Here is a 25,513-nt window from a genome sequence, read left to right on the forward strand (position 1 = left end):
TTTATCCCATAAAAGGGAATTTAGCAAGCCGCCGCTGCACAGTTGTTCAGCGCACAGACCAGTGGCCGGTCTTCCAGCAAGATGGCGTTGTCACCACAAGGAGAAGCCATGGCCGCCCCTTCCACCCATTCCACCCCTTCCGCCACTCCCCAGCCGCGCCAGGGCCAGGCGCCCGCGCCGCTGGGCAGGGTCGAATTCCATCTGCAATTCATCCGCTCGTTTGCCGACCCCACGTTCGACGCCGTGCGCGGCGCCCTGGTGCAGGTGGAAGAAGTGGCGTGGAAGAATTACCAGGATGGCCGCAAGGCACCCGTCACGCAAAAGGCCGGACCGGGTTTTATCGATCCCGACTACGAGCTATCCGTGGAGTGGATCGCCACGCGCGACCGCTTGCTGGCTGCCGAGGCGCGCCAGAAAGATCCCGCCACGCCGTCGCGCGTGCTGCTGATCTGCGGCGCGGCACGCAACGATGGTTCTTGCCCGGGCGAAATATCAAAGACCTGGCGCATGACGCAATGGGCGAAAGAAGAGCTGCAGGCCGACGCCATCGAGGCGGACGTGCTGGATCTGAGCTTGCTGACCTCCGCGTATGACTTGCACATTCATCCATGCAAGGGTTGCGTCTCGACGGCCATGCCGCTGTGCCACTGGCCGTGCAGCTGCTACCCGAACCATGGCGAACGCCAGACGAATGACTGGATGGCGGATATTTACGAGCGCTGGACGGCTGCGCATGCCGTCATCATCCTCACGCCCGTGTACTGGTACCAGACGCCCGGCGTGCTGAAACTGATGATAGACCGGCTCGTCTGCGCCGACGGCGGCAACCCGGACCCCACGTCCACGCACGGCAAGAAAGCTCTGGAAGCGAAGGCCCTGGAATTGCAAGGCTGGAATTACCCGAAACACTTGACCGGGCGCGCATATGGCCTCGTCGTGCATGGCGACGTGGCCGGCATCGAAGGCGTGCGGCGGGGCCTGTCGGACTGGCTGGACTGGATGGGCCTGGTCGATGCGGGCGCGAAATCACGACTGGACCGTTACATCGGCTATTACGACAGCTATGCGCAAAGCCATGAGACCTTGGACCGCGATACCAATATGCAAGAAGAAGTGCGCAACGTGGCGCGCGCCGTGGCCGAAGCCGTCAAGCGGCTGCGCGCAGGCACGCTGGCGCCGCCCGATGCGGCATTACCAGCTCCACGGCCAAAATGAAACCGTGCAGACCTACCCCGCCATGCGTGTAGCGTGGCGGCACAATTCCAGAAAACCCGTCAAACGGGGCGAGAGTATCTTCTTGGACTGGCGAATCAGGTAAAAGTTGCGCGCCAATGGCGGCAGCATGGTCTCCAGTTCCACCAGTTGCCCGCTGGCCAGCAAATCGGCCACCACGACCCGCGACAGGCAAGCGATACCGAGCCCCGCCGCGGCGCCATATTTGATCGCTTCCGAGTTGCTAAATTCGCCTGCCGGGCGCAGATAGTGCAGATACGGCACCAGCGCCTGCTCTACCGCTTCGCGCGTACCCGAGCCCGCTTCGCGCAGCAGCCAGCCCGCCTGGTTCAGCTCCGAAAAACTGAGCAGATGGCGCAGCTGCGCCAGCGGATGCGTGGGCGCGGCCACGATCAGCATCTGGTCCGTCAGCCACGGCTCCACCAGCAAGCCCGCTTCGTGGCACGGCCCTTCGATCAGGCCGATATCGACACGGAACTCCGCCACGGCGGCGGCGATGTCGGCCGTGTTGGCAATCGTCACCTGGGGAATGCTGCGCCCGTATTGCTGCGCCGCCTTCGCCAGGATCTGCGGCAACAGATAGATGCCTATCGTCGTGCTAGCGCCGATTTGCAGGCTGACGGGCACGGACGGGTCGGCACTCGCGAACTGGCGCTCGATGCTGGCGGCGCCGTCGCGCATCTGCCGCGCCTGCGGCAACAGCAGGCGGCCATTGTCGTTGAGCAGCAATCGCTTGCCCACCCGGTCGAACAGTTGCGCGCCCAGCAAGGTTTCCAGTTCATTCAGGGCCGCGCTGGTGGCCGATTGCGACAGCGCAATTAACTCGCCGGCAGCGCTGGTGCTGCCCGTGTCCGCCACGGCCAGAAAAATCTGCAGTTGCCGCAAAGTTAAGGCCATCAAATCTACCTATTTAATTAGTTAAACATACAAAAACAATCTGTTTTACCATTTAATCGGCGAGCTGTACAGTCATGCCATACGAACCAAGAACCATGGAGTACGGCATGTCATCCCTCTCAACAAACAACACAACAAGTTTCAGCGACCGCTATGGCCGCCTTCTGCCGGGCCTGCTGCTGAGCGGTGTCATCGCCTGGGGCGCCATCGCACTGGGCCAGCTGGAATGGATGCAAAGCCACGGCATGAGCGCGCTGACCCTGGCCATCATGCTGGGCATTGTGCTGGGCAACAGCGTGTATGGCCGCCTGGCCCCCACCTGCGGTGCAGGCGTGGCCTTTTCCAAGCAGACGTTATTGCGCTTGGGCATCATCCTGTATGGCGTCCGCCTGACGTTCCAGGATATCGGCCAAGTGGGCCTGGCCGGCATCGCCATCGACGCCCTGGTGCTGGCGTCCACGTTTGGGCTGGCCATGTTCCTCGGCACCAAGGTGTTCAAGCTGGAACGCAACAGCGCCATTCTGATCGGCGCGGGCAGCGCCATCTGTGGCGCGGCGGCCGTGATGGCGACGGAACCCGTCGTGAAAGGGCGCAGCGAGGATGTCACCGTGGCCGTCTCCACCGTCGTGGTGTTCGGCACCATCGCCATCTTTCTGTATCCCTTGCTGTACCAGTTGAATCTGGGTTGGCAGGTGCTGGGCGCCACGCCTGCCGCCTTCGGCGTGTATATCGGCTCGACCGTGCATGAAGTGGCGCAAGTGGTGGCGGCCGGCAAGTCGATCGGGCAAGAGGCGGCGAATGCGGCCGTGATCGCCAAGATGGTGCGCGTGATGATGCTGGCTCCGTTTCTTGTGATCCTGTCGGCGGTGCTGGCGCGCGGCAAGGCCATAGGAGGCAGCCACGACAAGGCGGCCAAGCTGGCCATTCCCTGGTTCGCCTTCATCTTTATCGGCGTGGTGGCCTTCAATTCGCTGGGCCTGCTGCCCGCTAGCACCGTGGCCACCATCACTGAGCTCGACACGGCCTTGCTGGCCATGGCCATGGCGGCCCTGGGCTTGACGACGCACATGTCGGCCATCCGCCGCGCCGGCATCAAGCCGCTGCTGCTGGCCGGCCTGCTGTTCTGCTGGCTGATCGCCGGTGGCGCAGTCATTAACCATGTAGTCGCCAGCCTGTTTGCCTGAAGCTGAGCCTGACTTAAGCCGGGGCCGCTGACGCGGGCGCCGAAAACTTCGTACAATATAGGTGTTTTGACTCTCAATCCGGCCCCGGCCCCACCCAGGAACACCCATGCATCTCTCGAACTGGCTGCTTTTCTGCAGCGTCGCCCTGCTCGTCACGTTTTCTCCCGGCCCGGCCGTCTTGCTGGCCATCTCGAATGCCATCGCCGTCGGCCCGCGCCGCGCGATGATCAGCAGCATGGGCAATGGCTTTGGTTTGTTCATCATTTCCGGCGTGGCCATGGCCGGCATGGGCGTCGTGCTGGCCACCTCGGCCACGGCCTTCATGCTGCTGAAACTGGCTGGCGCCCTGTATCTGGTGTACCTGGGCATCAAGCAATGGCGCAGCAAGACCAGCATCGTGGCCGATGCGCCCATGGCGCCTGGCGCGGCGAATCCTAATTCATTCTGGAAACTCTTCCGCCAAGGCTTGACGGTGGCGCTGACCAATCCCAAGGCCATCCTGTTCTTTTCGGCCCTGTTTCCGCAATTCATCACGCCGGGTGAACCCGTGGCCATCCAGTTCACCGTGCTGACGACCTCGTTTGTCGCCTGCGCCATGCTGGCCCATTTGTTCTATGCCAACCTGGCGCGCCTGCTGAAAACCCAACTGGCCACGCCGGGCCGCGCCAAGCTGTTCAACCGCATTTCGGGCGGTGCCTTCGTGCTGTTGGGCCTGAGCCTGCTGCGCCTGCGCGCCAAGGCGGCGTAACGTCACTCCACTGATAAAAACGCCTCGATGCTGGCCGCCAGGGCCAGCGGCGTTTCATTCATCGGATAGTGTCCCGCATTGGCCAGCACTTCCAGCCTGGCTTGCGGGTACCATGCCAGATACGTGCGGTGCATCAGGCACGCATCGAAGCGCGGATCGTGCTCCCCCACCAGCGCCAGCAAAGGCAGTGCCACGCGCGCCGCCTTGACTTCTTCACTGAAATCCGTCCCGCTCCACGCCAGAAAATAGGCGGCAAACGCCGCTGGATCCGAACTTTCCCACGAGTATTGCGCCTTCCAGTCCAGCCAGGTGGAGGGCAAGCGCCCGCCCGTGCTGCGGTCTATGATGGCGCGCCGCGCATCCACGTTCGCGCTGGCGTCGAGAAACAGTTGCCGCGCCACCCCGTCGAACGCCACACCGCAGCTGGGCACGGGTGCCACTGCCACCAGTTTGCGCAAGCGCAAGGGCGCCAGCAAGGCCAGCCGTTCCAGCGCCATGCCGCCCATGGAATGGCCCACCACGCTGAAAGTGGCAAAGCCCAGCGCATCGGCAAGCGCCAGCGCGTCGCAGGCGACCTCTTCCATCGAATATTCACCCGCCGCGCCGCGCATGCCGCCATAGCCGCGATTGTCCATGAAGACATAGCTGAAAGCGCTACCATCGAGGGCCGCTTCCATCGGCGCAAACGCGTGCGCGTCGCCAAACCAGCCGTGCAGGACGATGACGGCGTGGGGACCATGGCCCACGCGATGATAGGTATTGTGCATACACTCTCCTGAAAAAGAGTGGATGGTAAGGGGAGATCGAGCGGCCCGCCTGCGATAGCAGGTCAAATACTGTAGAGTACAGGCCATGGATGATTTTTATACGGAAGTGCCGCGCGCAGTGATCGCCACCGCACGCGACTATGCCCCCGGCGCCATTTTCCCCAGCCACAACCACGCGCGCGGGCAATTCGCCTATGCGGCGCGGGGCGTCATCAGCGTGCACACGTCACACGGCAACTGGCTGGTGCCGCCGCAACGGGCCTGCTGGGTACCGGCCCGGCTATCCCACGGCATGCGCATGCATGGCGCCGTGACCATGCACAATGTCTTCATTGAAGAAGCCGCCATCGCCAGGATAGGCTTGCCGCCCGATTGCCAGGTGCTGGAAGCGACGCCGTTACTGCGCGCGCTACTGGCCGAGGCCGTGAATGTGGAAGCCTTGTATGCGGAAGCGTCGCGCGCCGGACGATTGATGGCCTTGCTACTCGATGAGATTGCCGCTGCCAGGCCCTTGCCCCTGAGCGCGCCCCTGCCGCAGGAACCCCGGCTGGCGCGGCTGTGCATGGACATGCTGCAGCAACCGAGCCTGGACAGCAACCTGGACGCGATGGCGGCCCAGGCCGGCATGAGCCGGCGCACTTTTACGCGCCAGTTCCGCGCCCAGACGGGGCTGGCCTTTGCCCAATGGCGCCAGCAAGCGTGCCTGCTGGCGGCCATCACGCGTCTGGCCGAAGGACAAGCCGTCACCCGCATCGCGCTCGATCTCGGTTATGCCAGCCCCAGCGCCTTCACGGTCGCCTTCCGCCGCGTGCTGGGGCAGGCGCCCAGCGACTATCTGTCGAACTAGGCAATGATGGCGGCGATGCGCTTGTCCAGCGCCTGCGCCAGTTTCTGCACATGGTAGCCGTCGACAAAACCATGGTGGGCCTGCGCGGAAAACGGTACCCGCATGCGGCCATCTGCCTGCGCGGGGCCGAACTTGCCCCACGTAAAAGTCGGGATATCGGCGTCGCGGTGGCGGTGGATCGGGTGCTCGATGGCCGCCATATCCAGCCACGGCAGGCAGGTGATAAAAATATTGTTGCGCTGCTCGCGCTCGCTTTCGCCCTCGCCCGTATTGATCAGCGCGGAGCTGGCTTCGGCGAGGCGTTTCGCTTCCAGGCTGCGCGCGATGAATATATCGAGCTGGTCCGTCATCGTGAAGCGCGTGTAGTTGAGGTTATCGTCGCCGTTGATGACGGTGTACGAGGCGGGAAAATCGTCGATCTTGATTATTTCGTCCTGGTAGATGCGGTACATGAAGTTGTCGATCTCCCTGACAGTATTGAGCAGGCAAAACAGGAAGAAGTGGAATACGGGGATTTTCCGTTCCTTGCACCAGGGCCGGAAATCCGGCACGTCGAGCTGAAAGTTGATGTTGACGAGGGGATTGTCAAACGCCCGGAACAAGTCGTAGCGGTCGCGCCGCTTTTCAAAATTTTTCATGCGGCGAGTGTAGACGATGGGGCGCCACCGTGCGCCAAGCCGCGCTGCACCTTCCACGCCAGCGGCAAAGTCAGCAGCAAGACTACCGCCAGCGCCAGCAAGGCTGCGTTCACGCTGGTATGGTCACCCAGCGCGCCGAACAGCACGGGCGACAGCGCCCCGCCGCCGATGCTGCCCGTGTAGAACAGGGCGAACGCGTGTTCGCGCTTGCCAGGGGCGGCCAGTTCCGGCACCGCGCCATACAGCACGGACGAGGTGCCGTTCAGCGCCAGCCCCAGCAAGGGCAGCGTGGCCATGATGCCAGCCAGGGGCAGCCACAGGGCCACGACGATGAGCACGGAAGTCATCGATTCCGTCAGCCACACGGTTTTCATCATGCCGATGCGCGCGCCCAGATAGCCGCACAGCAGCTTGCCGAAGGCGCCACCCACGAACAGCAGCGATAGCGCCACGCCGATGCCGGCCGTGCCTGCGCCCTTGCTTTTCAGCAAGAATGGCAAGAAAGTCAGAAAGCCCATGCGCACGGCGCTGTCCAGGGTACCCGTGGCCAGCAGCGCACGAAAGCTCGCCTTCGAGCCGCTGCCCGCGATGCCCTTGCCCGCCTTCTTGGTGCCGGCCTGCAACTCGCCTGGTTTCGGCAATAGCCACCACAGCAAGCCGGCCGCCGTCAGGCCAAGCAGTCCCAGCAGCGAGACGCTGGCTTGCCAGCTGCACACCAGCAACAGCAAGCCCACCAGTGCGGGAATCAGGGTCTTGCCGATATCGCCGGCAAAGTTGTAGTGCGACAACGCCTCCTTCACGCCGCCGCCCGCCTCGTGCGTATCGGTGACGATCGACGAGGCCAGTGGATGCTGCGTGCTGGCGCCCAGGCCGCCCAGGAGCAAGGCAAACAGCAGCACGGCCAGGCCGCCCGCCTGCCCCGCGATCAGGTAAGCGACCCCGGCCAGCGCCGTGCCGCCCACCAGCATGCGTTCGCGTCCCCAGCGCCTGGCCAGGCGACTGGCCAGCAACTGGAAACCGGCCATCATGCCCGAGTACGATCCCCGCAACAGGCCCACCATGGCGTAGCTGATGGCAAACTGCGCCTGCCAGATGGGCAGCAGCACGTAGATAACGTCCGTCAAGCCGTCATGCACGGCATGCGCGCTGCAGGCGGCGAACAGCGAGCGGCGGCGGAGCGATTTGTCGCAGGGATTTGCTTCGGGGGACAGCGCGGCGGCGGACGGTTCGGTCATGGCTATGCATGCGGGAAATCAGGAGGCACCAGCTTACTACACATTGCATTGGCATCTCGGGCGCCTCGCTTGTTCCTTTCTCACCCGGACATAGTCTCGCGTCACTCTCTGTGCACCAGAAAAGCGTTCCACCGGCGGCAGGCCGTGGTATAACTGCTGCATACAACTCGTACATTTATCATCAGAGGCTAGCGCTACCATGACCTCATCTAGCAACACATCAGGCCAAGCCGGGAAAAAGGCAGGCTGCAGCCAGTGCCGGGACACCGAGCCACTGGGCTTCGACTTCACCTTTGCCTATCAACCGATCGTCGAACTGTCCACGCGCTCGATCTTTGGCCATGAAGCACTGGTACGTGGCCTCAACGGCGAATCGGCATACTCGATTTTGTCCCAGGTCAATGATGAAAACCGCTATGTCTTCGACCAGGCCTGCCGCGTGCGCGCCATCCAGGGTGCAGCCCGGCTCGGGATCCAGGAATATCTGTCCATCAATTTTCTGCCGAATGCCGTGTACCGCCCAGAGGCGTGCATCCAGGCCACTTTAGCCGCGGCGCGCGAATACAATTTCCCCATCCGCCGCATCATCTTCGAGGTGACCGAGGGCGAAGAAGTGCGCGACCGGCCCCACCTCGTCAACATCTTTCATGAGTATCGCCGCTTCGGCTTTCAGACGGCCATCGACGATTTCGGCGCCGGCTACGCGGGGCTGAGCCTGCTGGCGGAATATCAGCCGCACATCATCAAGATCGACATGGAATTGGTGCGCGGCATCGAGGCAAGCGCACCCAAGCAGGCAATCGTCAGGGGCATCATCGCCATTTGCAAGGAACTCAACATTACAATCCTGGCGGAGGGCATCGAAACGGCCGGCGAACGCGATTGCTTGAAGAAGATGGGCATCGACTTGATGCAGGGATATTTATTTTGCAAACCGGCGCTGATGGCCATAGGCGTGATCAATCCCGCAGCATGGTGACAGGCAGCCAGCACCTGCTGGCCAAAGAGTGAATCCGTTTTCTCCCCCCGTTCGTATAAGTCAGGCAGCCTGCAGTTTTTTGGACTTGTCTGTCAACGCGAAAAAATATTGGGAGAATCGAAATGTCATTGTCACACTCGAAAACCGCACTGGGCACCGCCCTCCTGGGCAACCTGCTCACCTTATCCATAACCTTGGCCATTGCGCCAGCGGCCTACGCTTCCAGCCACCGCGAAGCGCCATTCATCACGCAAACCCCAAAAGTCGACGCCACCGACTTCTATATGTTCCGCAGCTATGAAGCGGGCCGTGGCGCCTACACCACCCTCGTGGCCGACTATATTCCCCTGCAAGACGCCTACGGCGGGCCGAATTATTTCGCCATGGATCCCAACGCCCTGTATGAAATCCATATCGACAACAATGGCGACGGCAAGGAAGACCTCACTTTCCAGTTTCGCTTTACCAACACCATCAAGGATGGCCAGTTCACCGTAGGCGGCAAGAAAGTCTCGATTCCGCTGGTCATCAACGGCGGCGCCATCGACAGCGTCAACCCGGCCGGTCTGAACGTGCGCGAAACCTACAGCGTGACAGTGGTGCGGGGCGACCGCCGCACGGGCACGCGCAGCAGCGTCACCAACGCCACGGGCGGCGGCACGACCTTTGACAAGCCCGTCGACAACATCGGCAACAAGGCCATTCCCAACTATGCCGGGTATGCCGCGCAGCATGTGTACGCCGTCAACATCCCCGGCTGCGCCACGCCGGCGCGCCTGTTCGTCGGCCAGCGCAAGGACCCTTTCGTGGTGAACCTGGGCGAAACGTTTGACTTGATTAACATCAAGGCGCCCGCCACGGAGTTTGCGGCCAACGCGGAATCGGCAGCCAAGGATGACCTGGCGCGGAAAAACGTCACGGCTATCGAGATGGAAGTGTCGACCGCCTGCCTGACGGCCGGCAGCGACCCCGTCATCGGCGGCTGGACCACGGCCAGCCTGCGCCAGGGACGTTTGCTGAACCCGGCACCGGGCACCACCGCAGCGTCGAAGGAAGGCGGCGCGTGGGTGCAAGTGTCGCGCCTGGGCATGCCGCTGGTGAATGAACTGGTCATCGGCCTGAAGGACAAGGACCGCTTCAACGCCAGCAAGCCGTCGGGCGATGCGCAATTTGCCGACTACGTCACCAACCCGACGGCGCCAGCCCTGGTGGAGGTGCTGTTCGGCTCGGCAGGCGCCAAGGCGCCGACCAATTTCCCCCGCAACGACCTGGTGGCCACTTTCCTCACGGGCATCAAGGGCGTGAACCAGCCCGTCACCGTGACGGCATCGGAAATGCTGCGCCTGAACACGTCGATCGCCGCTACCAACGTCGGTGCGCAAAACCGCCTCGGCGTCATCGGCGGCGATAACGCGGGCTTTCCGAACGGTCGCCGCCCCGGCGACGACGTGGTCGACGTGGTGCTGCGCGTAGCCATGGGCAAGCTGTGCACGCTGAACATCGGCTGCGCCCCGGCCGATGCGCCCGCCGGCGCCCTGCATTTCACGGACGGCGCTTTCCTCGACGAAACGGCGTTCACGGCAGGTTTCCCTTATCTGAAAACACCCGTGGCCGGTTCGCCACAGCTGTAAGTCAACCAGGAGAATGCGATGAAAAAGTTCTATGTAATCGGCGCCCTGGCGCTCACGGCCCTGCTGGCTGGCTGCGGCGGCGGTAGCAGCAGCCACGGCGGCGACAATGGTGGCACCACGCCGCCCCCCGTGGTGTTGCTCGATGCGTTTTATGTGGCCGTCAGCAACGTCATTCTGACCACCAGCGATGACAAGGACGGCGTGGGCATCGACGCCATCATGGCGACGTCTCCGGAAAACACGGAGCCGGTCCCGCTGTAACGCGCAGTAACTAAGTGCGGGCGCCGGAGACAGCGTTCTCCGGCGCCCTTGCTGCCCCACTCTACCGTCGACGGCGTCCACGATGAAAACACCGATTTCCCTGCTATGCGCCTGTCTGCCCGCGCTGGCACTGGCCGCGCCCTACACGCCGAAAGATGGCAGCGTTGTCATCGAACAGTTGGCGCGCCGCGCCGATGCCACGCAGGTCGCCCTGCGCGGCCTGCGCCAGCAGCTCAATGCCACGCCAGGCGACCTGGCCCTGGCCACCGGCCTGGCGCAGCGCTATATTGCCCTGGCGCGCAGCGAAACGGACCCGCGCTACCTGGGCTATGCGCAAGCGGCGCTGGCGCCCTGGTGGCGGCAGGCAGCGCCACCCGTCCCCGTGCGCCTGCTGCGTGCCACCATTTTGCAAAGCACCCACCATTTCGCCGCCGCCCTGCAAGACCTCGATGCCGTCCTCGCGCAACAGCCGCAAAACGGCCAGGCCTGGCTGACGCGCGCCACCGTGCTCACCGTGCAGGGCGATTACGCGCAGGCCACGGCGGCTTGCGCCCGCCTGTCAGCCTTGACAACACAGCTGGTCACCGTCACCTGCCTTGCGAACGTCGCCAGCGTCACGGGCCGCGCCGCCAGCAGCGAGCGCTTGCTGGACCTGACCTTGCAGAGAAGCGCCGGCGCGGCGCCCGAGCTGGAAAGCTGGGCCCTGACCCTGCTGGCGGAAATGGCCACGCGGCGCGCCGAGTTGGCGCTGGCTGAAGCGCGCTATAAGCAGGCGCTGGCGCAGCAGCCGCGCGACAGCTATCTGCTGGGCGCCTACGCCGATTTCCTGCTCGACCAGCGGCGCCCGCAGGAAGTCGTTACCTTATTGAAAGACCAGCAGCGCATCGACGCCCTGCTGCTGCGTTACGCGCTGGCTCTGCAATCTCTGCCCGGCCGGCAGGCGGCCTTTCTGGCGGCAAAAGCAGAACTGGCGGCCCGCTTCTATGCCGCCATGCAGCGTGGCGACACCGTACACCAGCGCGAGCAAGCCCGTTACACCCTGTTCCTGCAGCAAGATATTCCCGCTGCCCTGCAGCTGGCGCAGCAAAACTGGGCCATCCAGAAGGAAGTGCCCGACATGCGCATCTTGCTGGAAGCGGCCCTGGCGGCACGCAATCAAGGCGCGGCCCAGCCGGTGCTGGCCTGGATCGCGGCGCATGGCGTGGAAGACGCGGCACTGCAGCGCCTCGTCAGGCAGCTGGCGCCGCGGAATGGCGCGAAAATCAGCGCAGCGAAGAAAGCGGGGGCGCTGTGAACGCCCGCTTCGTCCTGTGCCTGTTCCTGTTCTGCGCCTGGATGCATCCCGCGCAGGCGCACAAGCCCAGCGACAGCTATGTGAGCCTGAGCGTGCACGGCCAGCAGATCGAGGGCCAATGGGATATCGCCCTGCGCGACCTCGATTTCGCCATCGGCCTCGATGGCAATGGCGACGGCGCCCTGACCTGGGATGAAATCCGCGCGCGCCACGAGGCGATTGCCGCCTACGCGCTACAGCGCCTGCAGGTGGCCAGCGACCAGGGCGCCTGCCCGTTGATAGCTGTCGAGCAATTGATCGACCACCACACGGACGGCGCCTACAACGTGCTGCGCTTCCAGGCCGCTTGCCCGGGTGGCGCACTGGCGAATGTACACGTCGGCTACAGCCTGTTCGCCGACCTCGACCCGCAGCACAAGGGTTTGCTCAAGATCAACAGCGACGGCGCCACGCAAACGGCCATCTTCGACCCGGACAACCCGCGCCAGACGCTGTCCCTGGCCGCGCCGGAGCGCCTGGCGCAGTTCGGCGCCTACGTCAAACACGGCATCTGGCATATCTGGATCGGTTACGACCATATTTTGTTTTTGCTGTCCTTGCTGCTGCCGGCCGTGCTGCTGCCCGGCTTGCGCGAGCAGCAGCACGGCTTGAAGGCGGCGTTTGTCGACGTGCTGAAAGTCGTCACGGCGTTCACCCTGGCCCATTCCATCACCTTGAGCCTGGCCAGCCTGTCGCTCATATCGCTGCCATCGCGCTGGGTGGAGTCGGCCATCGCCGCTTCCGTGATCCTGGCCGCGCTGAACAACCTGCTGCCGCTGTTCCGCGGCAAGCGGCCCCTGGCCGCCTTTGCCTTCGGCCTGATCCATGGCTTCGGCTTTGCCAGCGTGCTGCGCGACCTGGGCTTGCCCCAGGGCTCCTTGCTGGCCAGCCTGTTGGGCTTCAACGTGGGTGTGGAGCTGGGACAGCTGGCCATCGTCGCCGCCTTCTTGCCCGTCGCCTGGTTGCTGCGCAAGACCTGGCTGTACCGACAGGTGCTGACGGTCGGCTCGCTGGCCATCGCGCTGGTGGCGTGCGTGTGGCTGGTGGAAAGAGTTGCCGATATCAAGCTGATTTCAGCTTGATGGCTGCCGTGTAGCGTTGCTGGCCCGCCACTGCCGGGCCACAAGTCCAGGCAATCGGGCTACAATACGAACAATTCTCAATCGCATCAAGGCCACACCGTCCCGCGGACCATGGCATGGAAAGGTTACATGCTAGGCCCCGAACTGGAACTGCATCGGCAAATCGAAGTGCTCTACAACGACCACCATGGCTGGCTGCAGGGCTGGCTGCGCCGCAAGCTGGGCAACGCCTGCGACGCGGCCGACCTGGCGCACGACACGTATCTGCGCATCATCTCGCGGGGCCGCGCGCCCGGACCGGCGGAATCGCGCCAGCACCTGGCACAGATCGCCAATGGGCTGGTAGTGGACCTGTTCCGACGCCGGCATATCGAGGCGGCCTACGCGGACGCCATCGCGGCGCAGCCGGAAGCGGCCGTGCCGACGCCGGAAACGCGCGCGCTGATCGTCGAGGCGCTGCTGGAAATCGACGCCATCCTGGCCAGCCTGCCCGCTAAAGTGCGCGCTGCCTTTTTGCTGTGCAAGCTCGAAGGCATGGGCTACGCCGACATCGCCGCGCGGCTGGGCGTGTCCATCTCGTCGGTGGAAAAATACATCGCCCGCGCGCTGCTGGCCTGCTGCATGGCGCAATGCGCATGAATCTCCAGTCAGACACCCCGCCCATCGCCCCCGCCGTGCTGCAGCGCGCCGCCGAGTGGATGGCGCGGCTGTGGGCGGAAGACGCCAGCGCGGCCGATGCCGACGCCTGCGCCGCCTGGCGCGCCGCCCACCCCGAGCACGAGCGGGCCTGGGCCCGGCTGCAGCGCTTCGCCCGGCAATTCGAGGCTTTGCCACGCGAGGTGGCGCGTGGCGCACTGGCGCCAGCGCCCGCCCTTGCAGGGCATGCCGCCGGCCGTCGACGCGCCTTGCAGTTGCTGGGCCTGATCGCGGCGGGCGGCGGCACGGCCCTGCTGGGACAGGAAACAGCGACATGGCAGCGCGCCGCCAGCGACTATCGCACGGCCGTGGGCGAGACGCGCACCGTCGTGCTGGCCGACGGCACGCAACTGGTGCTCGACACGGCCAGCGCCATCGACGTGCGTTACAGCCCCGGCGAACGGCGCATCGTGCTGCGCGCGGGTGCCATCCTTGTCACCAGCGCGCACGAAGCGACGTCCACCTACCGTCCGCTGCTGGTGGCAACGCCGCATGGCACGGCCACGGCCCTGGGCACGCGCTTTTCCGTGCGCCTCGATGATGACGCCAGCAAGGTGGCCGTGTTCCAGGGCGCCGTGGCACTGCAGCCGTCGCAAGACAGCGCAGCGCCAGTGCACCTGCAGGCGGGCCGGCGCGCCGGCTACACGCGCCATGCGGTGCAGGACATCGGCAAGGTAGAAGACAGCGCCGCCGCCTGGGAGAATGGCAGCCTGGTGGCCGAGCGCATGCCCCTGGGCGAGCTGCTGGCGGAGCTGGGACGCTACCGCCACGGCGTGCTGCGCTGCGACGAGTCCATCGCCGGCCTGCGCGTGACGGGCGTGTATTCGCTGCGCGACACGGACCGCTCGCTGGCCAACCTGGCCCTGAGCCTGCCTGTGCGGCTCAGCTATCGCACGCGCTACTGGGTCAGTGTGGGGCCGCGCCAGGCCTCCTGAAAAATACATGCAAAATAAATGAAAAAACGTTGAGGGTTTTGGCTTTTCGTTCGGAATACGGGAAGAAGCAATTTTTTCCTGCCACTTTCCAAGGATTTGCAGCATGCCCCCTCGCCTGACCACACCCGCGCACAAGCTGGGTCCGCGTCCCCTCGCCGCCGCCATCCAGGCCCTGTTCCTGGCCGGCGCCGCAGTGAGTGCCGTGGCCATCACGGCGCCGACAGCCCGCGCCCAGACGGCGGACAATGCGCAAGCCAAGCGCCCCTACGCGATTCCCGCCGGCTCGCTGGAGCGGGCCTTGACCACGTTCGCCAGCGCGGCCGGGGTGGAACTGTCGGCCGATGCGGCCCTGTTGCAGGGCAAGCGCAGCGGCGGCCTGGCAGGCAGTTACACGGTGCGCCAGGGTTTCGAGGAACTGCTGCGCGGCCAGGGCGTGCGCGTGGTGGAGGGTGCCAACGGCGCATATGCGCTGCGGGCGGAGACCGCACCAGCACCAGCAGGCGCACAGGCGGCACAGGCGCAGGCCAGCGCCACCCTGCCCGCCATCACCATCAATGCCAGCAGCGAACGCGAAACGGCCACGGGCCCCGTGCGCGGCTATGTGGCGCGGCGCGCGGCCTCCGCCACCAAGACCGACACGGCCCTGAATGAAAATCCGCAATCCGTGTCGGTGGTCACGGCCGATGAAATCAGCGACCGCAATGCCGAGTCGCTCGATGAAACCCTGCGCTACACGGCCGGCGTGACGCCGAACCAGCGCCCGCTGGGCAGCGACGATTCCTCGCTGCTGCGCGGCTTCACCATCGAGACGAACGGCATCCTGCAGGATGGCTTGCGCAATTCGGGCCGCACCTTTGGCGCCTCCATCGAGCCATATGGACTAGAACGCCTGGAAGTGCTGCGCGGCCCCGCGTCCGTACTGTACGGGCAGATTCCGCCGGGCGGCATGGTCAACGCCGTCAGCAAGCGCCCCAGCGCGGACGCCGTGCGCGAAGTGGGCGTCGAGTACGGCAGCTACCAGCGCCGCCAGCTGAAAGCCGATGTGGGCGGCACGCTGGACGCGCAAGGCGCCTGGAGCTACCGGGTCGTCATGCTGGGCCGCGAAGCCCATACGCGCCTGGCCCACGACCGCGACAACCGCCTGTATTTTGCGCCCTCGCTGACCTGGCAGGCGGGCCCCGCCACGCGTTTGACGATGCTGGCACGCTACGAGCAAGACAACCAGCAGTACGCGTTTCCCAACCAGCTGCTGCGGCCTGGCTCGCGCGGCCAGGTCGATCCGGGTGTCAACCTGATGGGCGACGATAACCGCTTCAAGCGCCGCAACACCATGCTGGGCTACGAATTCGAGCACAAATTCAACGACACCTGGTCGCTGCGCCAGAACCTGCGCTACACGCGCCTGAAGAACGACCGCACGGACATGTTCCCGCTGGGCCTGAATGACGATGGCACGGTGGAGCGCTATTTCATGCCCGTCGATACGGCGTCGAAAAGCCTGTTCGCCGATACGCAGCTGCAGGCGCAGTTTGCCACCGGCGGCTTGACGCACCAGGTGCTGCTGGGCGTCGATTACGCGAATATCCGCAACACGGACGACTACCGCCACCAGAAGGGCTTTATCGAGCCGCTCGACCTGTACCAGCCCGTGTATGGCAAGCAGCCGCTGGTGGCGGCCAAGGCGCCCACGCGCGCGGACGCACCGTCACGCGAGCTGGGCCTGTATGCGCAAGATCAAATGAAATGGAACCGCTGGGTGGTGACGGCGGGCCTGCGCCGCGACAAGGCCACGCAGTCGCGCGACGTCACCGACCTCGATAGCGGCAGCGTCAAACCCGATTACCACCAGTCGCCATCAGCCACCACGGGCCGCCTGGGCGCCGTCTACCTGTTCGATGGCGGCTGGGCGCCGTATGTCAGCTACGCCACCTCTTTCTCACCCGAACTGGGCATCACGGCAAACGGCGACGCCTTGAAGCCGTCGCGCGGCAAGCAGTTCGAAGCGGGCGTGCGCTACGAACCCGTGGGCCAGCGCGCCAGTTACACGGCGGCGGTGTTCGACCTGGTGCGCGACAATGTCACCACCTCCGACATCGCCAATCCTGGCCGCTTGCAGCAAACGGGCCAAGTGGGCTCGCGTGGCCTGGAACTGGAAGCGCGCACGGAGTTCGCCAGCCGTTTGAGCCTGATCGCGCAGTATACCTACCTGGATACGCAGGTCAGGAAGAGCAATAACGGCGACCTGGGCTTGCAGCAATCGGGCGCGCCGCGCCACAGCGCCTCGGCCTGGACGCGCCAGTCGTTCAACGTGGGCACGGCCCTGCCCGCGTATGCGGCGCTGGGCATGCGTTTCCTCGGCGCCATGCGCTCGAACTCCGACGGCAACAACCTGAACATCCGCAACGGCGGCCTGACGCAGTGGGATGCGGCGCTGGGCGTGTCGCGCGGGCCGTGGCAGTTTTCCCTCAACGTCAACAATGTGCTCAACAAGCAGACCCTGTATGACTGCGGTTACCTGCCTGGCCTGTGCTACCGCAACGCCGCACGCACGGCCAACGTCAGCGCCATGTATCGTTTCTGATGCCATCGCTGCAAATGCGGCCTGCATTGGCGGTCCTGCACCGCTATGCCGGCCTGCTGATGGCTGGCTTCCTCATCGTGGCGGGCGTCACCGGTAGCGCGCTGGCGTGGAAGGATGAACTGGAGGCGGCCCTGCTGCCCGCCGTTTTCCGCGTGGCGCCGCCCGCGCCAGGCGCCGCGCCGCTCGACGCCTTGCAATTGCGCGAGGCCGTCGCCGCGCGCTTTCCCCAGGCGCAGGTCAGCTACGCGCCGCTGTCGGCGCCACCCGGCCACAGCATGGTGTTTTACCTGCAGCCGTCTGGCGGCGCGCCGCTGGCCAGCAACGAAGTGTTTGTCGATCCGTACACGGGCGCCGTGCTGGGCCAGCGGCGCTGGGGCGAGATCGGCCAGGGCGCCATCAACCTGCTGCCCTTCATCGAGCGCCTGCATTACGCTTTGGCGCTGGGCGACACGGGCTTGCTGATTTTCGGCCTGATCGCCATCGTGTGGACGGTCGACTGCTTCATCGGCGCCGCCCTGACCTTCCCCGCGCGCCTGAAAAAACGCGCGCCGGGCAGCAGGCCGTGGTTGCAGCGCTGGCGCCCGTCCTGGCTGCTGCGCCGCTACAGTGGCAGTTATAAACTGGTGTTCGACCTGCACCGCGCGGGCGGCCTGTGGCTGTGGGCCATGCTGCTGGTGTTTGCCTGGAGCGGCGTCGCCTTCAACCTGTATGGCGCGTATGCGGCCGTCATGCAGCCCCTGTTTGCGCATCAGGGGGCCGAGGAAATCGTCGCGCGCCACACGCCGTCTTCCGCGCCGCAGCTGGCTTGGCCAGCGGCGCGCGCACAGGGCCGCCTGTTGATGGCGCAGCTGGCGCGCCAGCACGCCTTTGCCATCATCGAGGAAAACGCGCTGGCATATGAACGCGAACTGGGCGTGTACAGCTACATGGTGCGCAGCAGCCGCGACGTGCGCGCCCACAAGGGCCTCACCACCGTCTTCTTTGACGCGGCCAGTGGCCGGCAGCTGGCCACCTGGTTGCCCACGGGCGCGGCCAGCGGCGACACCATCCGCAGCTGGATCAGCGCCCTGCACATGGCCTCGATGTGGGGCTGGCCCTTCAAGCTGTTCATTTGCGCCATGGGCCTGCTGGTGGCGGGCTTGAGCGTGACAGGCGTGCTGATCTGGCTCCGCAAGCGCCAGGGGCAAGCCAGGGCGAAAGGCCTCATTCATTAATCAGGGAAAGCCGATAAATCGCGCCGGCACGGCCTGCGTCAGCCACACACCGTTGTCTGACACGTAAAACACCTGGCCCTGCGCCTGCATGGCGGCCGCATCCACCGTCAGCACGACGGGCTTGCCATGGCGCGCGCCCACGGCCACGGCCGTTTCGCCGTTGGCAGACAGGTGCACGTGCTTGCGCGATCCCGGCAGCAAGCCACCACATCCTGCCATTGCTCACGCGAAATGGCGCGGCCATGGCTGCCCGCCTGCGCCAGCAGCTGGCCGATATCGGCCCAGCCCTGGGCATCGAGCGCGAGACCGATTTTTTCTGGCGCGTGGTGCAGTATGAGGGAAAGAAATTTACTGGTACTTACTACATGATCTGTCATGCCGCAGCATACCGCTGTCAGAACGCATATGACAAGGTCAGGCGCGCGGAACGGGGTTCCACCGGATGGAAATGCCGGTCATCCACCCCCTCCACCGCCTCGCCGGGCAGGCGCGAGGCATAATAATAGTCGATATCACTGGCGCGTTTATCGAACAGGTTGAACACGTCCAGCGCGATGCGCGTCTTACGGTTGAGCTGATACGCCAGGCGCGCATAGGAGAGGGTGGTGGAAGCTGAACGCACGCTATTGTCCTCGATCAAGGAACGGGGGCCGAAATAGCGCAGCTGGAAAGCGCCCGACCACGGGCCCTGGTCCGTCACCGTTACGCCAAACGATGCCACTTTGTCAATTGATCCAGGAATGAAGTTGCCGGCCGGATCATGTTCCGTGTAACGCGAGCGCGAGGCGGCCAGGTCCAGGTCGAACAGCAGCCACGGCGCGGCTATATAGTGGTTGTTCCACTCGATGCCGTGGCGGTGGCTGGCGCGGCTCGCTTGCGTTTCGCCCGCGTCACCCACGAACAGCAATTCGGACGCCAGATCGAGGCGCCACAGGGCCAGCGAGCTTTGCAGGCCCGGCAGCCACTCCGTGCGCGCCCCCAGTTCCATGCCTTTCGTCGGCACCAGGGGCGTGACGGGCGTGGACGGCGTGCCGTCTAGCAGGCGCGCCTGCGTCGTGCCCCGCGCATCGTTGCTGTGGAATCCCTTGCCATAATTGACAAAAAACTCCGTCTTGCTCCACGGCCCAAGGATCAATGACAGCTTGGGCGACACCACATGGTCATTTGCCGTGCCGCTGTTGCCGTCGACGCTGCTGTCGACCTTGAAACGGTAGGCGTCGTAGCGCAAGCCCGCCACGGAGCGCAGCCAGGGCAGCCATTGCACGGTGTTTTCGCCGTACAGGCCAAGGCTGGCCTCACGCACGCGGTCTTCGCGCACCGTGCCCTGCCGCACCCGCTCCACCGTACTGTACAGGCCGATGGGCGACAAATGGTCGACACGCGCCTGCACACCGAGCTTGTTGCGCATGGATAGCCCCGCCAGCTCCGTGGTCCAGCTTTCGCTGGCGTTCACGCCCGCCACCGTGCGCCGCTCGCTTTGCTGGAACTGGTCGCCGGTGGCCGGGTTAGCCAGGAAGTAGGTGAAATCGCTGTTGAGTTCCAACTGCGAGCGGATCACATACGCGTCCAGTTCGAACAGTCGGTTTTCCGTGCGCTGGCGCAAGGCGTACGACAAGCTGTAGCGCGAGGTATCGCCGCCATCACTGGGCGCCAGCGAGCCAAAACGGCCGATCTGGCCGGACGCTACGGTGCGCAGCGGCACCTGGTCCGTGGCGTTCCAGCTGTTTTTGTAGGCCATGGCCGTCACGCTGAAACCATGGTCCGGCGTGCCCTCGCTGTAGCGCAGCACGCCGCTGACTTTGCGCACGCGCTCCGGCACGTCCCAGGGGCCATTGTTGCGGTTTACTTCCAGACCGTACAGCAAGGTGCCTTGTCCTGCATTAAATGAATCGGCAACGACGCCGCGTACATAGCCGTGCTGGCCCACGGACACGCTAGCCTGACCTTGCGGCAATTTGTCGGCAAGGCGGATGCGCGCCGCGCCGGCCGAGGAAAAATCGCCTTCGCCGGCGAAATACGGGCCCTTCTTGTAGTCGATGCGCTGCACCAGCTCGGGAATGAGGAAATTGAGGTCGGAATAACCCTGTCCATGCGCGTGCGTACGCATGTTGACGGGCATGCCATCGACATGGGTGGCGAAATCCGTGCCATGGTCAAGGTTAAAGCCGCGTAAAAAATACTGGTTGGCCTTGCCGTCGCCGCTGTGCTGGGTGACGATCAGCCCCGGCACGAATTCCAGCAATTCGCCCGTGCGCAAGGCGGGCCGGTTGATGATCAAGTCCGTCGTGATGACGCCCTGGCTGGCCGCGTCCGAGGTGCCGACGGCGTTATCGTAGTGGCCCGCCACACGCACGGTACGCGCTGCGTCGGCGACGGTGGCGGCCTCGGTTGGCGCTTGCGCCGCCACCTGGCGCCCCATGCTTAACAATACCAGTGCACAAGCTGCCACCTGTTTGCGTTTTCTCAATCGCATCGCGTCTCCTCTTTTTATGATGTGAGTATGGGCTCCTACGAGATATATACGCGGCAGGCCAGGTACCTGGATTCAGCATTCTTCAAGGAGCGAGCGTGGACCTGAGCGACAGCGCCGGCAAGGCGAGCAAAACCTCCACGGCGGCCGCGCGCAAGCGCGACGTGCTGCCGTATATCCTGCTGTTCATCCTGCTGGCGGGGCTGCTAGCCGTGCTGGCGGGCGCGGTGCTGCCGCCGTACTACCACGCCGTGCCGGCACTGCTGTGGAGCCTGGGCTTTTGCGTCAGCGGCATGCTGCTGGGCTTTTTGTTCGGCATACCGCGCAGCCTGCCTTCTGGCACCGTCAACGTGGCACCGCCCGACGAGCGGGCCAATGGCAAGGGCCAGCCCCCGGACGAACCGCCCGCAGCAAACGCCGAGACGGCGGCCGGCCCCCCCAGCAATACCCTGTTTTTGGGCACGCCCACGCCCATGGAAATCAATTCGAATCTGGTGGAAGTGTCGGACTGGCTGACGAAAATCATCGTCGGCGTGGGTTTGATCGAGCTCAAAAGCCTGCCCGGCAGCGCGCGCAGCATGACCGCCTTCATCGCGCCCAGCCTGGCCACGAACACGCCCACGGCCATGGCGGTGGTGGGCGGCATCATGCTGTTCTTTTCCGTGCATGGTTTCCTGATCGGCTACCTGCTCACGCGCATTTACCTGTCCATCATGATCAAGCGCGCCGACAGCCTTGTCAAAAATGAATCCGTGCGCCTGGAAAGCGGCAAGGAAATCGAAGTGACGGAACTCAGCCGTTTGCAGCAAAAGTCGCTCGACGACATGCAAGAAGCCGTTACGCAGCTGCTGCTGGCCCACCCGCCCGATGGCGAAGCGGCAGTCACGGCCCTGGCCGGCGCGCCGACGGCGCAAAAGCCGTCCAGCCTGGTGCTCTGGCTGGACGACCATCCGCGCAACAATACCTTGCTGCTGGAACAGCTGGAACGGGAAAACATCAAGGTCGACCAGGCCGTATCGATGCGCCAGGCGCTGGCCATGCTGCAACAGAAGCACTATGCGCTGCTGATCACGGACATGGCACGGGTGGAAAACCGCCACCGCATCAAGGATGCGGGCGTGCACACGGTGCGCGAAGTGCGGCTGGCCCAGCCCGCGTTGCCCATCATCGTGTATTGCAGCAAGGATACGCTCGCCAGTTACGGCACGGAAGCGGAGGCGGCAGGCGCCCGTTTCATCACCACGTCGGGCACCAGCCTGCTGGCCAGCGTCAACAAGCTATTACACGAAGAGCGCAAAGATGACGCTCAGCCATCGCCATAAGCATAAGCATAGCTGCCCACATGGTGCAGCGAACTGCGTTCTGGGTGCGCCAGCTGATTCGGCGCAAACACGCACACGCTCGTGTCAGCCAGCAAGCCCTGCGCGTCTGCGTCCGCGCAGGCCTGCGCCAGCCAGCTGTCGCCATACGAGATGCCATCGAGCAACTGCACCAGCGGCGCGGGCGAGGCCAGCAGCGTGCTTTCCACACCCGCAGGCTCGTAGTGCGTGAGGCCCGTTTCCAGGAAGAAGGGCGGCGGCAGTTCAGCGCCATCTTGCGTGTACCTGGGCGACAGGTAAGCCTGCAGCGCTTCCCGGCTGACGAAGCGCCCGCTGCAGGCAAACACATGGACGGTGAGCATGCTGTCGGACACGCTTACAGCTTCTCCATCTTTTGCCGCACGGCCGGCGCCGTCGAGGCCGTTGGCGCCAGTTCCAGATAGGTTTTGTATGCCGCCTTGGCCTTGGCGGCATCGCCGGCCTTGGCATACGCATCGCCCAGGTTCAAATAGGCGATGGCGCGCGACGGGTCCATCCTGACCGTGTTTTCAAACCAGCGGGCCGCTTCGCGGTATTTTTCCTGCTTGTAGAAGACAAAGCCCAGGTTGTTGGCGGCCAGCGCGAAGTCGGAACGCAATTTCAGCGCTTCCGTAAATTGCACTTCCGCCGCCGCATATTGTTTCTCCTTGTATAGCTGCAAGCCGCGGTCGTTGGCCCGCTGCGCAAGCTGGCGCGTGGAGGTAGGCACGGCGCCCGGCGTGACGATCTTCTGTTCACCGCCCTGCAAATCCTTGACCGTCACGCTGGCCGCTTGCGGCTTGGCGTCCAGCTTGCTGTTCAGGGCAATGGCCTCCGTCGACAGCTGCGTCGTGTTCGGGCTGAGGAATTCCGTTTCGCCCGGCAATTCAAAGACGAAATCGCCCCCTTCAGAGCCGGGCAGGCTGCCAAACGCGGGCGTCTGGTTCGATACGCTGGAGACGGCCGGCGCCACGTAGGCAGCCAATTCTGTCGCCGTGATCAGGCCATCGCCGTTCAGGTCGCCCTTGCCCGCCAAGCCTTGCAGCAGGGTCCAGGTAAACACGGAGTGGCCGTTCGGCCCGCCATCGGCGACCAGCTGGTCGCCGCCGCCGGCCGTCAGCATTTGCCGGCCGATGCGCTTGGCGTTGTCGCGCAAGAAGGAGCTGGAACCGGCGCCACGGGTCAGGCCCAGGCCGCTGTAACAGGCATCCATGACAAAGAACGCGTGCTTGGCCGTGAGGCTTTCGGCGATATTCTGGATTTCCGTCATCGGGATCGCATCCGTGGCGAACTGCGCCGGGTCGGAATCGACGGGCACGATGTAGCCGAGGTCGCGCCCCGAGCTGAGCTTGCGCGTGGCACCGTGGCCGGCAAAAAAGACGAAGATGCGGTCATTCTTTTGCACGCCGCCGTGGGCCAGCTTATCGTGGAAAGCGGCCAGGATATTGTTGCGCGTCGCTTCGCCATTTTTCAGGGTCACGACACGCTCGGGCGCAAACGCGAATTTCTCGATCAGGGTTTCGCGGATGCCCTGCGCATCGCGCACCGCATATTGCAATTTCGGCCATTTCGCATAATCGTCGATGCCGATCACCACCGCCCAGGAATTGGCATAGCCGGTCGTCACGGGCACTTTCTCGGGCACAGGCGCCGTGCTTTTTGCCACTTGGAAGCTCGTGCCATCCCAGCCGGCAAATTGATAGCCTTCGGCGATCAGCTTGTCGAGCACGGCCGGCAAGGCTTTCACCGTGCGTTCATGGATGTCGTGGAACAAAATGATGCCGCGTCCCGCCTTGTCGACGGACGCCAGCACGCGATTCGTGATGGAGCTGGGCACGGGGTCGGCCCAGTCCAGCGAATCGATATTCCACATCACGGATTTCAAATGCGCATCGGCCAGCGCGGCCATGCCTTCGCTGTTGCGCGCGCCATACGGAAAGCGGAACAGCGCGGCCCGCTCGGGGCTGATGGCCTTCAACAAGGTGTCGGTGCCGAGAATTTCGCCTTTCAGCTTGTCGCCCGTCTGTTTCGATAATTGTGCGTGGCTGAAACTGTGGTTGCCCACGGCATAGCCGTCTTTCATCAGCTTGCGGCTCACTTCCGCACCCGCGTTCAGCTTGGCGTGGCCTTTTGCGTCCAGGCTGCCCAGGTTGCGGCCCACGTTGAAGAATACGGCTGGCACGCCATATTGTTTCAAAATAGCGCTGATTTCTTCCGTGTAGCGGCGGTGCGGGCCGTCGTCGAAGGTCAGCACGATGGTTTTCTTCGGCAAGCCCAGGCCGAAGATTTCCACCTCATCTTTTTTTGGCACCGGCTTGGCTTCGGGCACCGTGCCAGCTGACGGCGCGGCCGGCGGTACCGTGTAAGGCACAACAATGCCGTTGTCCTTCAAAATCTGTTCGCGGCTGTAGAGCTTTTTCAGCTGCGCCACGTAATCGTCCCAGCGTTCGCGCTTGAGTTCGATGGCGCGCTGGCCCAGGTTGCCGAAGATTTGCCGGATTTCCTTCTCGTAATTGCGCTCGATCTCGCCTAGCGCATCGAGGTCTTCGGAAATGCGCTTGTGCAGTTTGATGGCAGGCAAGGAGGTATCCTTGGCCACATCGGCCAGCATGCTTTGCAGCAGCTCGCGGAAGGCCAGGCGGTCCGCGTCATACAGGCCGGGATCGGATTCTATATACGTCAACAGGCTGTCGAGTGCCTCGAAGCGGCCCGGATTCGTGGGCGCCGTCAGCTGGTCCAGCGCCGCGTCCAGTTTGGCGATGCGTTCCTGGTTTTCATGGAACAGCGCCTGCCCCACCTTGCGCGCTTCGTCGCGCGCGCCTTCCGGCAAGCTTTGCTCGTCGGCCAGCAGCACGATGATCTTGCGGAAATTGCCCAGCAAGTCGCGGAACTGGGCGGCCACGGCGGCCGTGTCAACGGTGGATTGGGGCGCGGCGGCCGGACTGCCCGAGGCGGGGGCACCCGGCGTGGCGGTGGCGGCGGGACGGGTATAGGCGTAAATGCCGGCACCAGCGGCGAGTGCCACGACGACGGTGGCGGCGATCTTGATCGGTTTGGAAGTCACAGGCTTGTCATTCCCTTCACATACTATGCATAGAATTCAGATGGCGCGGATGCGCAAGATGCATAATTGTAGAGCACGCTTGCTAACTTGATCATCCGCACGCCGAATATCGGCAATAAAATTGCCGCAAATATGGCAACAAGTACGGCAACTAGTAGGGCAACAAGTAGGGCAACTAAGCTCCATCGATCATAAAAACGGGAAAGACGATGCACAAGAAACTCTGCGCGGCTGCGCTGATGCTGGGCATGGCACTGATGCTGCTGCAACTGCGCGCGCATGCGGGCGATGACGTGGCCAGTGTCGCTGGGCGCGTGTGTCTGCCACATTGAGCATGTGAAGTAACAGATCACGGCGCCCCGCGCATGGGTGCGGGCCGCC

General features: G+C 64.2%; 24 protein-coding genes. 15 read left to right on the forward strand and 9 right to left on the reverse strand.

The genetic code is table 11. From position 1 onward, the window contains the following. The first annotated feature begins 108 nt into the window (after positions 1-108). Positions 109-1,215: a flavodoxin family protein gene (locus ACP7DE_RS06405; protein ID WP_426071297.1), complete on the forward strand. Its 1,107-nt coding sequence runs from the start codon at positions 109-111 to the stop codon at positions 1,213-1,215. A gap of 12 nt (positions 1,216-1,227) precedes the next feature. Here the strand turns inward: ACP7DE_RS06405 and ACP7DE_RS06410 are convergent, their stop codons facing one another. Further along, entirely contained in the window at positions 1,228-2,130 is a 903-nt protein-coding gene (locus ACP7DE_RS06410) for a LysR family transcriptional regulator (RefSeq protein WP_426071298.1), read from the reverse strand. Positions 2,131-2,237: 107 nt separating this feature from the next. On the opposite strand from ACP7DE_RS06410, the gene ACP7DE_RS06415 reads away from it, so the two are divergent. After that, positions 2,238-3,314: a YeiH family protein gene (locus ACP7DE_RS06415; RefSeq protein ID WP_426071299.1), complete on the forward strand. Its 1,077-nt coding sequence runs from the start codon at positions 2,238-2,240 to the stop codon at positions 3,312-3,314. Positions 3,315-3,420: 106 nt separating this feature from the next. Beyond that, entirely contained in the window at positions 3,421-4,062 is a 642-nt protein-coding gene (locus ACP7DE_RS06420; protein WP_426071300.1) for a LysE family translocator, read from the forward strand. Positions 4,063-4,064: 2 nt separating this feature from the next. Here the strand turns inward: ACP7DE_RS06420 and ACP7DE_RS06425 are convergent, their stop codons facing one another. Next, a complete protein-coding gene (locus ACP7DE_RS06425; protein ID WP_426071301.1) occupies positions 4,065-4,829 on the reverse strand; it encodes an alpha/beta fold hydrolase in 765 nt (254 codons plus the stop codon). Positions 4,830-4,914: 85 nt separating this feature from the next. Here ACP7DE_RS06425 and ACP7DE_RS06430 point away from each other — a divergent pair, with 85 nt between their 5' ends. Beyond that, positions 4,915-5,676 (forward strand): AraC family transcriptional regulator, encoded by a 762-nt coding sequence (locus tag ACP7DE_RS06430; RefSeq protein ID WP_426071302.1) that lies wholly within the window; start codon positions 4,915-4,917, stop codon positions 5,674-5,676. On the opposite strand, the gene ACP7DE_RS06435 is transcribed toward ACP7DE_RS06430, so the two are convergent. Further along, entirely contained in the window at positions 5,673-6,314 is a 642-nt protein-coding gene (locus tag ACP7DE_RS06435; protein ID WP_426071303.1) for a CatA-like O-acetyltransferase, read from the reverse strand. The two genes, ACP7DE_RS06430 and ACP7DE_RS06435, sit on opposite strands and share 4 nt — an antisense overlap. Continuing rightward, the gene (locus tag ACP7DE_RS06440; RefSeq protein ID WP_426071304.1) at positions 6,311-7,549 is read right to left on the reverse strand and encodes an MFS transporter; all 1,239 of its coding nucleotides are present in this window, start codon (positions 7,547-7,549) and stop codon (positions 6,311-6,313) included. Before ACP7DE_RS06440 ends, ACP7DE_RS06435 begins: the two co-directional genes overlap by 4 nt. Before the next feature lie 199 nt (positions 7,550-7,748). Between ACP7DE_RS06440 and ACP7DE_RS06445 the strand changes: the two genes are divergently transcribed. The 9 genes from ACP7DE_RS06445 to ACP7DE_RS06485 all read left to right on the forward strand — a co-directional run bounded on the left by ACP7DE_RS06445 (position 7,749) and on the right by ACP7DE_RS06485 (position 18,261). Next, positions 7,749-8,528, forward strand: a complete 780-nt coding sequence (locus tag ACP7DE_RS06445; protein WP_426071305.1) for an EAL domain-containing protein — start codon at positions 7,749-7,751, stop codon at positions 8,526-8,528. Positions 8,529-8,650: 122 nt separating this feature from the next. Continuing rightward, the gene (locus ACP7DE_RS06450; RefSeq protein ID WP_426071306.1) at positions 8,651-10,159 is read left to right on the forward strand and encodes a DUF4331 domain-containing protein; all 1,509 of its coding nucleotides are present in this window, start codon (positions 8,651-8,653) and stop codon (positions 10,157-10,159) included. A gap of 18 nt (positions 10,160-10,177) precedes the next feature. Continuing rightward, on the forward strand, positions 10,178-10,420 hold the full coding sequence (locus ACP7DE_RS06455; RefSeq protein WP_426071307.1) for a hypothetical protein: 243 nt from the start codon (positions 10,178-10,180) through the stop codon (positions 10,418-10,420). Between the two features lie 82 nt (positions 10,421-10,502). Next, positions 10,503-11,714: a tetratricopeptide repeat protein gene (locus ACP7DE_RS06460; protein WP_426071308.1), complete on the forward strand. Its 1,212-nt coding sequence runs from the start codon at positions 10,503-10,505 to the stop codon at positions 11,712-11,714. After that, complete coding sequence (locus ACP7DE_RS06465) at positions 11,711-12,835, forward strand: HupE/UreJ family protein (protein WP_426071309.1); 1,125 nt, start codon at positions 11,711-11,713, stop codon at positions 12,833-12,835. The genes ACP7DE_RS06460 and ACP7DE_RS06465 overlap by 4 nt, the downstream gene beginning before the upstream one ends. A gap of 129 nt (positions 12,836-12,964) precedes the next feature. Next, the gene (locus tag ACP7DE_RS06470) at positions 12,965-13,474 is read left to right on the forward strand and encodes a sigma-70 family RNA polymerase sigma factor (RefSeq protein ID WP_426071310.1); all 510 of its coding nucleotides are present in this window, start codon (positions 12,965-12,967) and stop codon (positions 13,472-13,474) included. After that, on the forward strand, positions 13,471-14,466 hold the full coding sequence (locus tag ACP7DE_RS06475; protein WP_426071311.1) for a FecR domain-containing protein: 996 nt from the start codon (positions 13,471-13,473) through the stop codon (positions 14,464-14,466). The genes ACP7DE_RS06470 and ACP7DE_RS06475 overlap by 4 nt, the downstream gene beginning before the upstream one ends. Positions 14,467-14,569: 103 nt before the next feature. Next, the gene (locus ACP7DE_RS06480) at positions 14,570-17,047 is read left to right on the forward strand and encodes a TonB-dependent siderophore receptor (protein ID WP_426071312.1); all 2,478 of its coding nucleotides are present in this window, start codon (positions 14,570-14,572) and stop codon (positions 17,045-17,047) included. Between the two features lie 26 nt (positions 17,048-17,073). Next, positions 17,074-18,261, forward strand: coding sequence for a PepSY-associated TM helix domain-containing protein (locus ACP7DE_RS06485; RefSeq protein WP_426071313.1), 1,188 nt, complete (start codon positions 17,074-17,076; stop codon positions 18,259-18,261). Here the strand turns inward: ACP7DE_RS06485 and ACP7DE_RS06490 are convergent, their stop codons facing one another. The 3 genes from ACP7DE_RS06490 to ACP7DE_RS06500 are packed head-to-tail and all read right to left on the reverse strand — an operon-like array spanning position 18,262 to position 20,734. Beyond that, positions 18,262-18,462, reverse strand: a complete 201-nt coding sequence (locus ACP7DE_RS06490; RefSeq protein ID WP_426071314.1) for an RNA 2'-phosphotransferase — start codon at positions 18,460-18,462, stop codon at positions 18,262-18,264. Beyond that, on the reverse strand, positions 18,369-18,638 hold the full coding sequence (locus ACP7DE_RS06495) for an RNA 2'-phosphotransferase (protein ID WP_426071315.1): 270 nt from the start codon (positions 18,636-18,638) through the stop codon (positions 18,369-18,371). Before ACP7DE_RS06495 ends, ACP7DE_RS06490 begins: the two co-directional genes overlap by 94 nt. Before the next feature lie 17 nt (positions 18,639-18,655). Next, on the reverse strand, positions 18,656-20,734 hold the full coding sequence (locus ACP7DE_RS06500; protein ID WP_426071316.1) for a TonB-dependent receptor: 2,079 nt from the start codon (positions 20,732-20,734) through the stop codon (positions 18,656-18,658). 95 nt (positions 20,735-20,829) lie between these two features. On the opposite strand from ACP7DE_RS06500, the gene ACP7DE_RS06505 reads away from it, so the two are divergent. Further along, on the forward strand, positions 20,830-22,053 hold the full coding sequence (locus ACP7DE_RS06505) for a response regulator (protein ID WP_426071317.1): 1,224 nt from the start codon (positions 20,830-20,832) through the stop codon (positions 22,051-22,053). Here the strand turns inward: ACP7DE_RS06505 and ACP7DE_RS06510 are convergent. Both ACP7DE_RS06510 and ACP7DE_RS06515 read right to left on the reverse strand, forming a co-directional pair. Continuing rightward, positions 22,038-22,424, reverse strand: a complete 387-nt coding sequence (locus ACP7DE_RS06510; RefSeq protein WP_426071318.1) for an immunity 22 family protein — start codon at positions 22,422-22,424, stop codon at positions 22,038-22,040. The genes ACP7DE_RS06505 and ACP7DE_RS06510 overlap by 16 nt on opposite strands. Before the next feature lie 2 nt (positions 22,425-22,426). Beyond that, entirely contained in the window at positions 22,427-25,132 is a 2,706-nt protein-coding gene (locus tag ACP7DE_RS06515) for a polysaccharide deacetylase family protein (RefSeq protein WP_426071319.1), read from the reverse strand. 209 nt (positions 25,133-25,341) lie between these two features. On the opposite strand from ACP7DE_RS06515, the gene ACP7DE_RS06520 reads away from it, so the two are divergent. Continuing rightward, positions 25,342-25,464 (forward strand): hypothetical protein, encoded by a 123-nt coding sequence (locus tag ACP7DE_RS06520; protein WP_426071320.1) that lies wholly within the window; start codon positions 25,342-25,344, stop codon positions 25,462-25,464. The last annotated feature ends 49 nt before the right edge of the window (positions 25,465-25,513 follow it).

This window comes from Janthinobacterium sp. DSP2-3-3 (assembly GCF_049897325.1).
Taxonomy (GTDB): Bacteria; Pseudomonadota; Gammaproteobacteria; order Burkholderiales; family Burkholderiaceae_D; genus Janthinobacterium.

Excerpts from the sequence above, each read along its gene's own strand:
- ACP7DE_RS06405 (WP_426071297.1), top strand. The coding sequence starts at position 109 with ATGGCCGCCCCTTCCACCCATTCCACCCCTTCCGCCACTCCCCAGCCG.
- ACP7DE_RS06410 (WP_426071298.1), bottom strand. The coding sequence starts at position 2,130 with ATGGCCTTAACTTTGCGGCAACTGCAGATTTTTCTGGCCGTGGCGGAC.
- ACP7DE_RS06415 (WP_426071299.1), top strand. The coding sequence starts at position 2,238 with ATGTCATCCCTCTCAACAAACAACACAACAAGTTTCAGCGACCGCTAT.
- ACP7DE_RS06420 (WP_426071300.1), top strand. The coding sequence starts at position 3,421 with ATGCATCTCTCGAACTGGCTGCTTTTCTGCAGCGTCGCCCTGCTCGTC.
- ACP7DE_RS06425 (WP_426071301.1), bottom strand. The coding sequence starts at position 4,829 with ATGCACAATACCTATCATCGCGTGGGCCATGGTCCCCACGCCGTCATC.
- ACP7DE_RS06430 (WP_426071302.1), top strand. The coding sequence starts at position 4,915 with ATGGATGATTTTTATACGGAAGTGCCGCGCGCAGTGATCGCCACCGCA.
- ACP7DE_RS06435 (WP_426071303.1), bottom strand. The coding sequence starts at position 6,314 with ATGAAAAATTTTGAAAAGCGGCGCGACCGCTACGACTTGTTCCGGGCG.
- ACP7DE_RS06440 (WP_426071304.1), bottom strand. The coding sequence starts at position 7,549 with ATGACCGAACCGTCCGCCGCCGCGCTGTCCCCCGAAGCAAATCCCTGC.
- ACP7DE_RS06445 (WP_426071305.1), top strand. The coding sequence starts at position 7,749 with ATGACCTCATCTAGCAACACATCAGGCCAAGCCGGGAAAAAGGCAGGC.
- ACP7DE_RS06450 (WP_426071306.1), top strand. The coding sequence starts at position 8,651 with ATGTCATTGTCACACTCGAAAACCGCACTGGGCACCGCCCTCCTGGGC.
- ACP7DE_RS06455 (WP_426071307.1), top strand. The coding sequence starts at position 10,178 with ATGAAAAAGTTCTATGTAATCGGCGCCCTGGCGCTCACGGCCCTGCTG.
- ACP7DE_RS06460 (WP_426071308.1), top strand. The coding sequence starts at position 10,503 with ATGAAAACACCGATTTCCCTGCTATGCGCCTGTCTGCCCGCGCTGGCA.
- ACP7DE_RS06470 (WP_426071310.1), top strand. The coding sequence starts at position 12,965 with ATGCTAGGCCCCGAACTGGAACTGCATCGGCAAATCGAAGTGCTCTAC.
- ACP7DE_RS06475 (WP_426071311.1), top strand. The coding sequence starts at position 13,471 with ATGAATCTCCAGTCAGACACCCCGCCCATCGCCCCCGCCGTGCTGCAG.
- ACP7DE_RS06480 (WP_426071312.1), top strand. The coding sequence starts at position 14,570 with ATGCCCCCTCGCCTGACCACACCCGCGCACAAGCTGGGTCCGCGTCCC.
- ACP7DE_RS06495 (WP_426071315.1), bottom strand. The coding sequence starts at position 18,638 with ATGACAGATCATGTAGTAAGTACCAGTAAATTTCTTTCCCTCATACTG.
- ACP7DE_RS06500 (WP_426071316.1), bottom strand. The coding sequence starts at position 20,734 with ATGCGATTGAGAAAACGCAAACAGGTGGCAGCTTGTGCACTGGTATTG.
- ACP7DE_RS06520 (WP_426071320.1), top strand. The coding sequence starts at position 25,342 with ATGCACAAGAAACTCTGCGCGGCTGCGCTGATGCTGGGCATGGCACTG.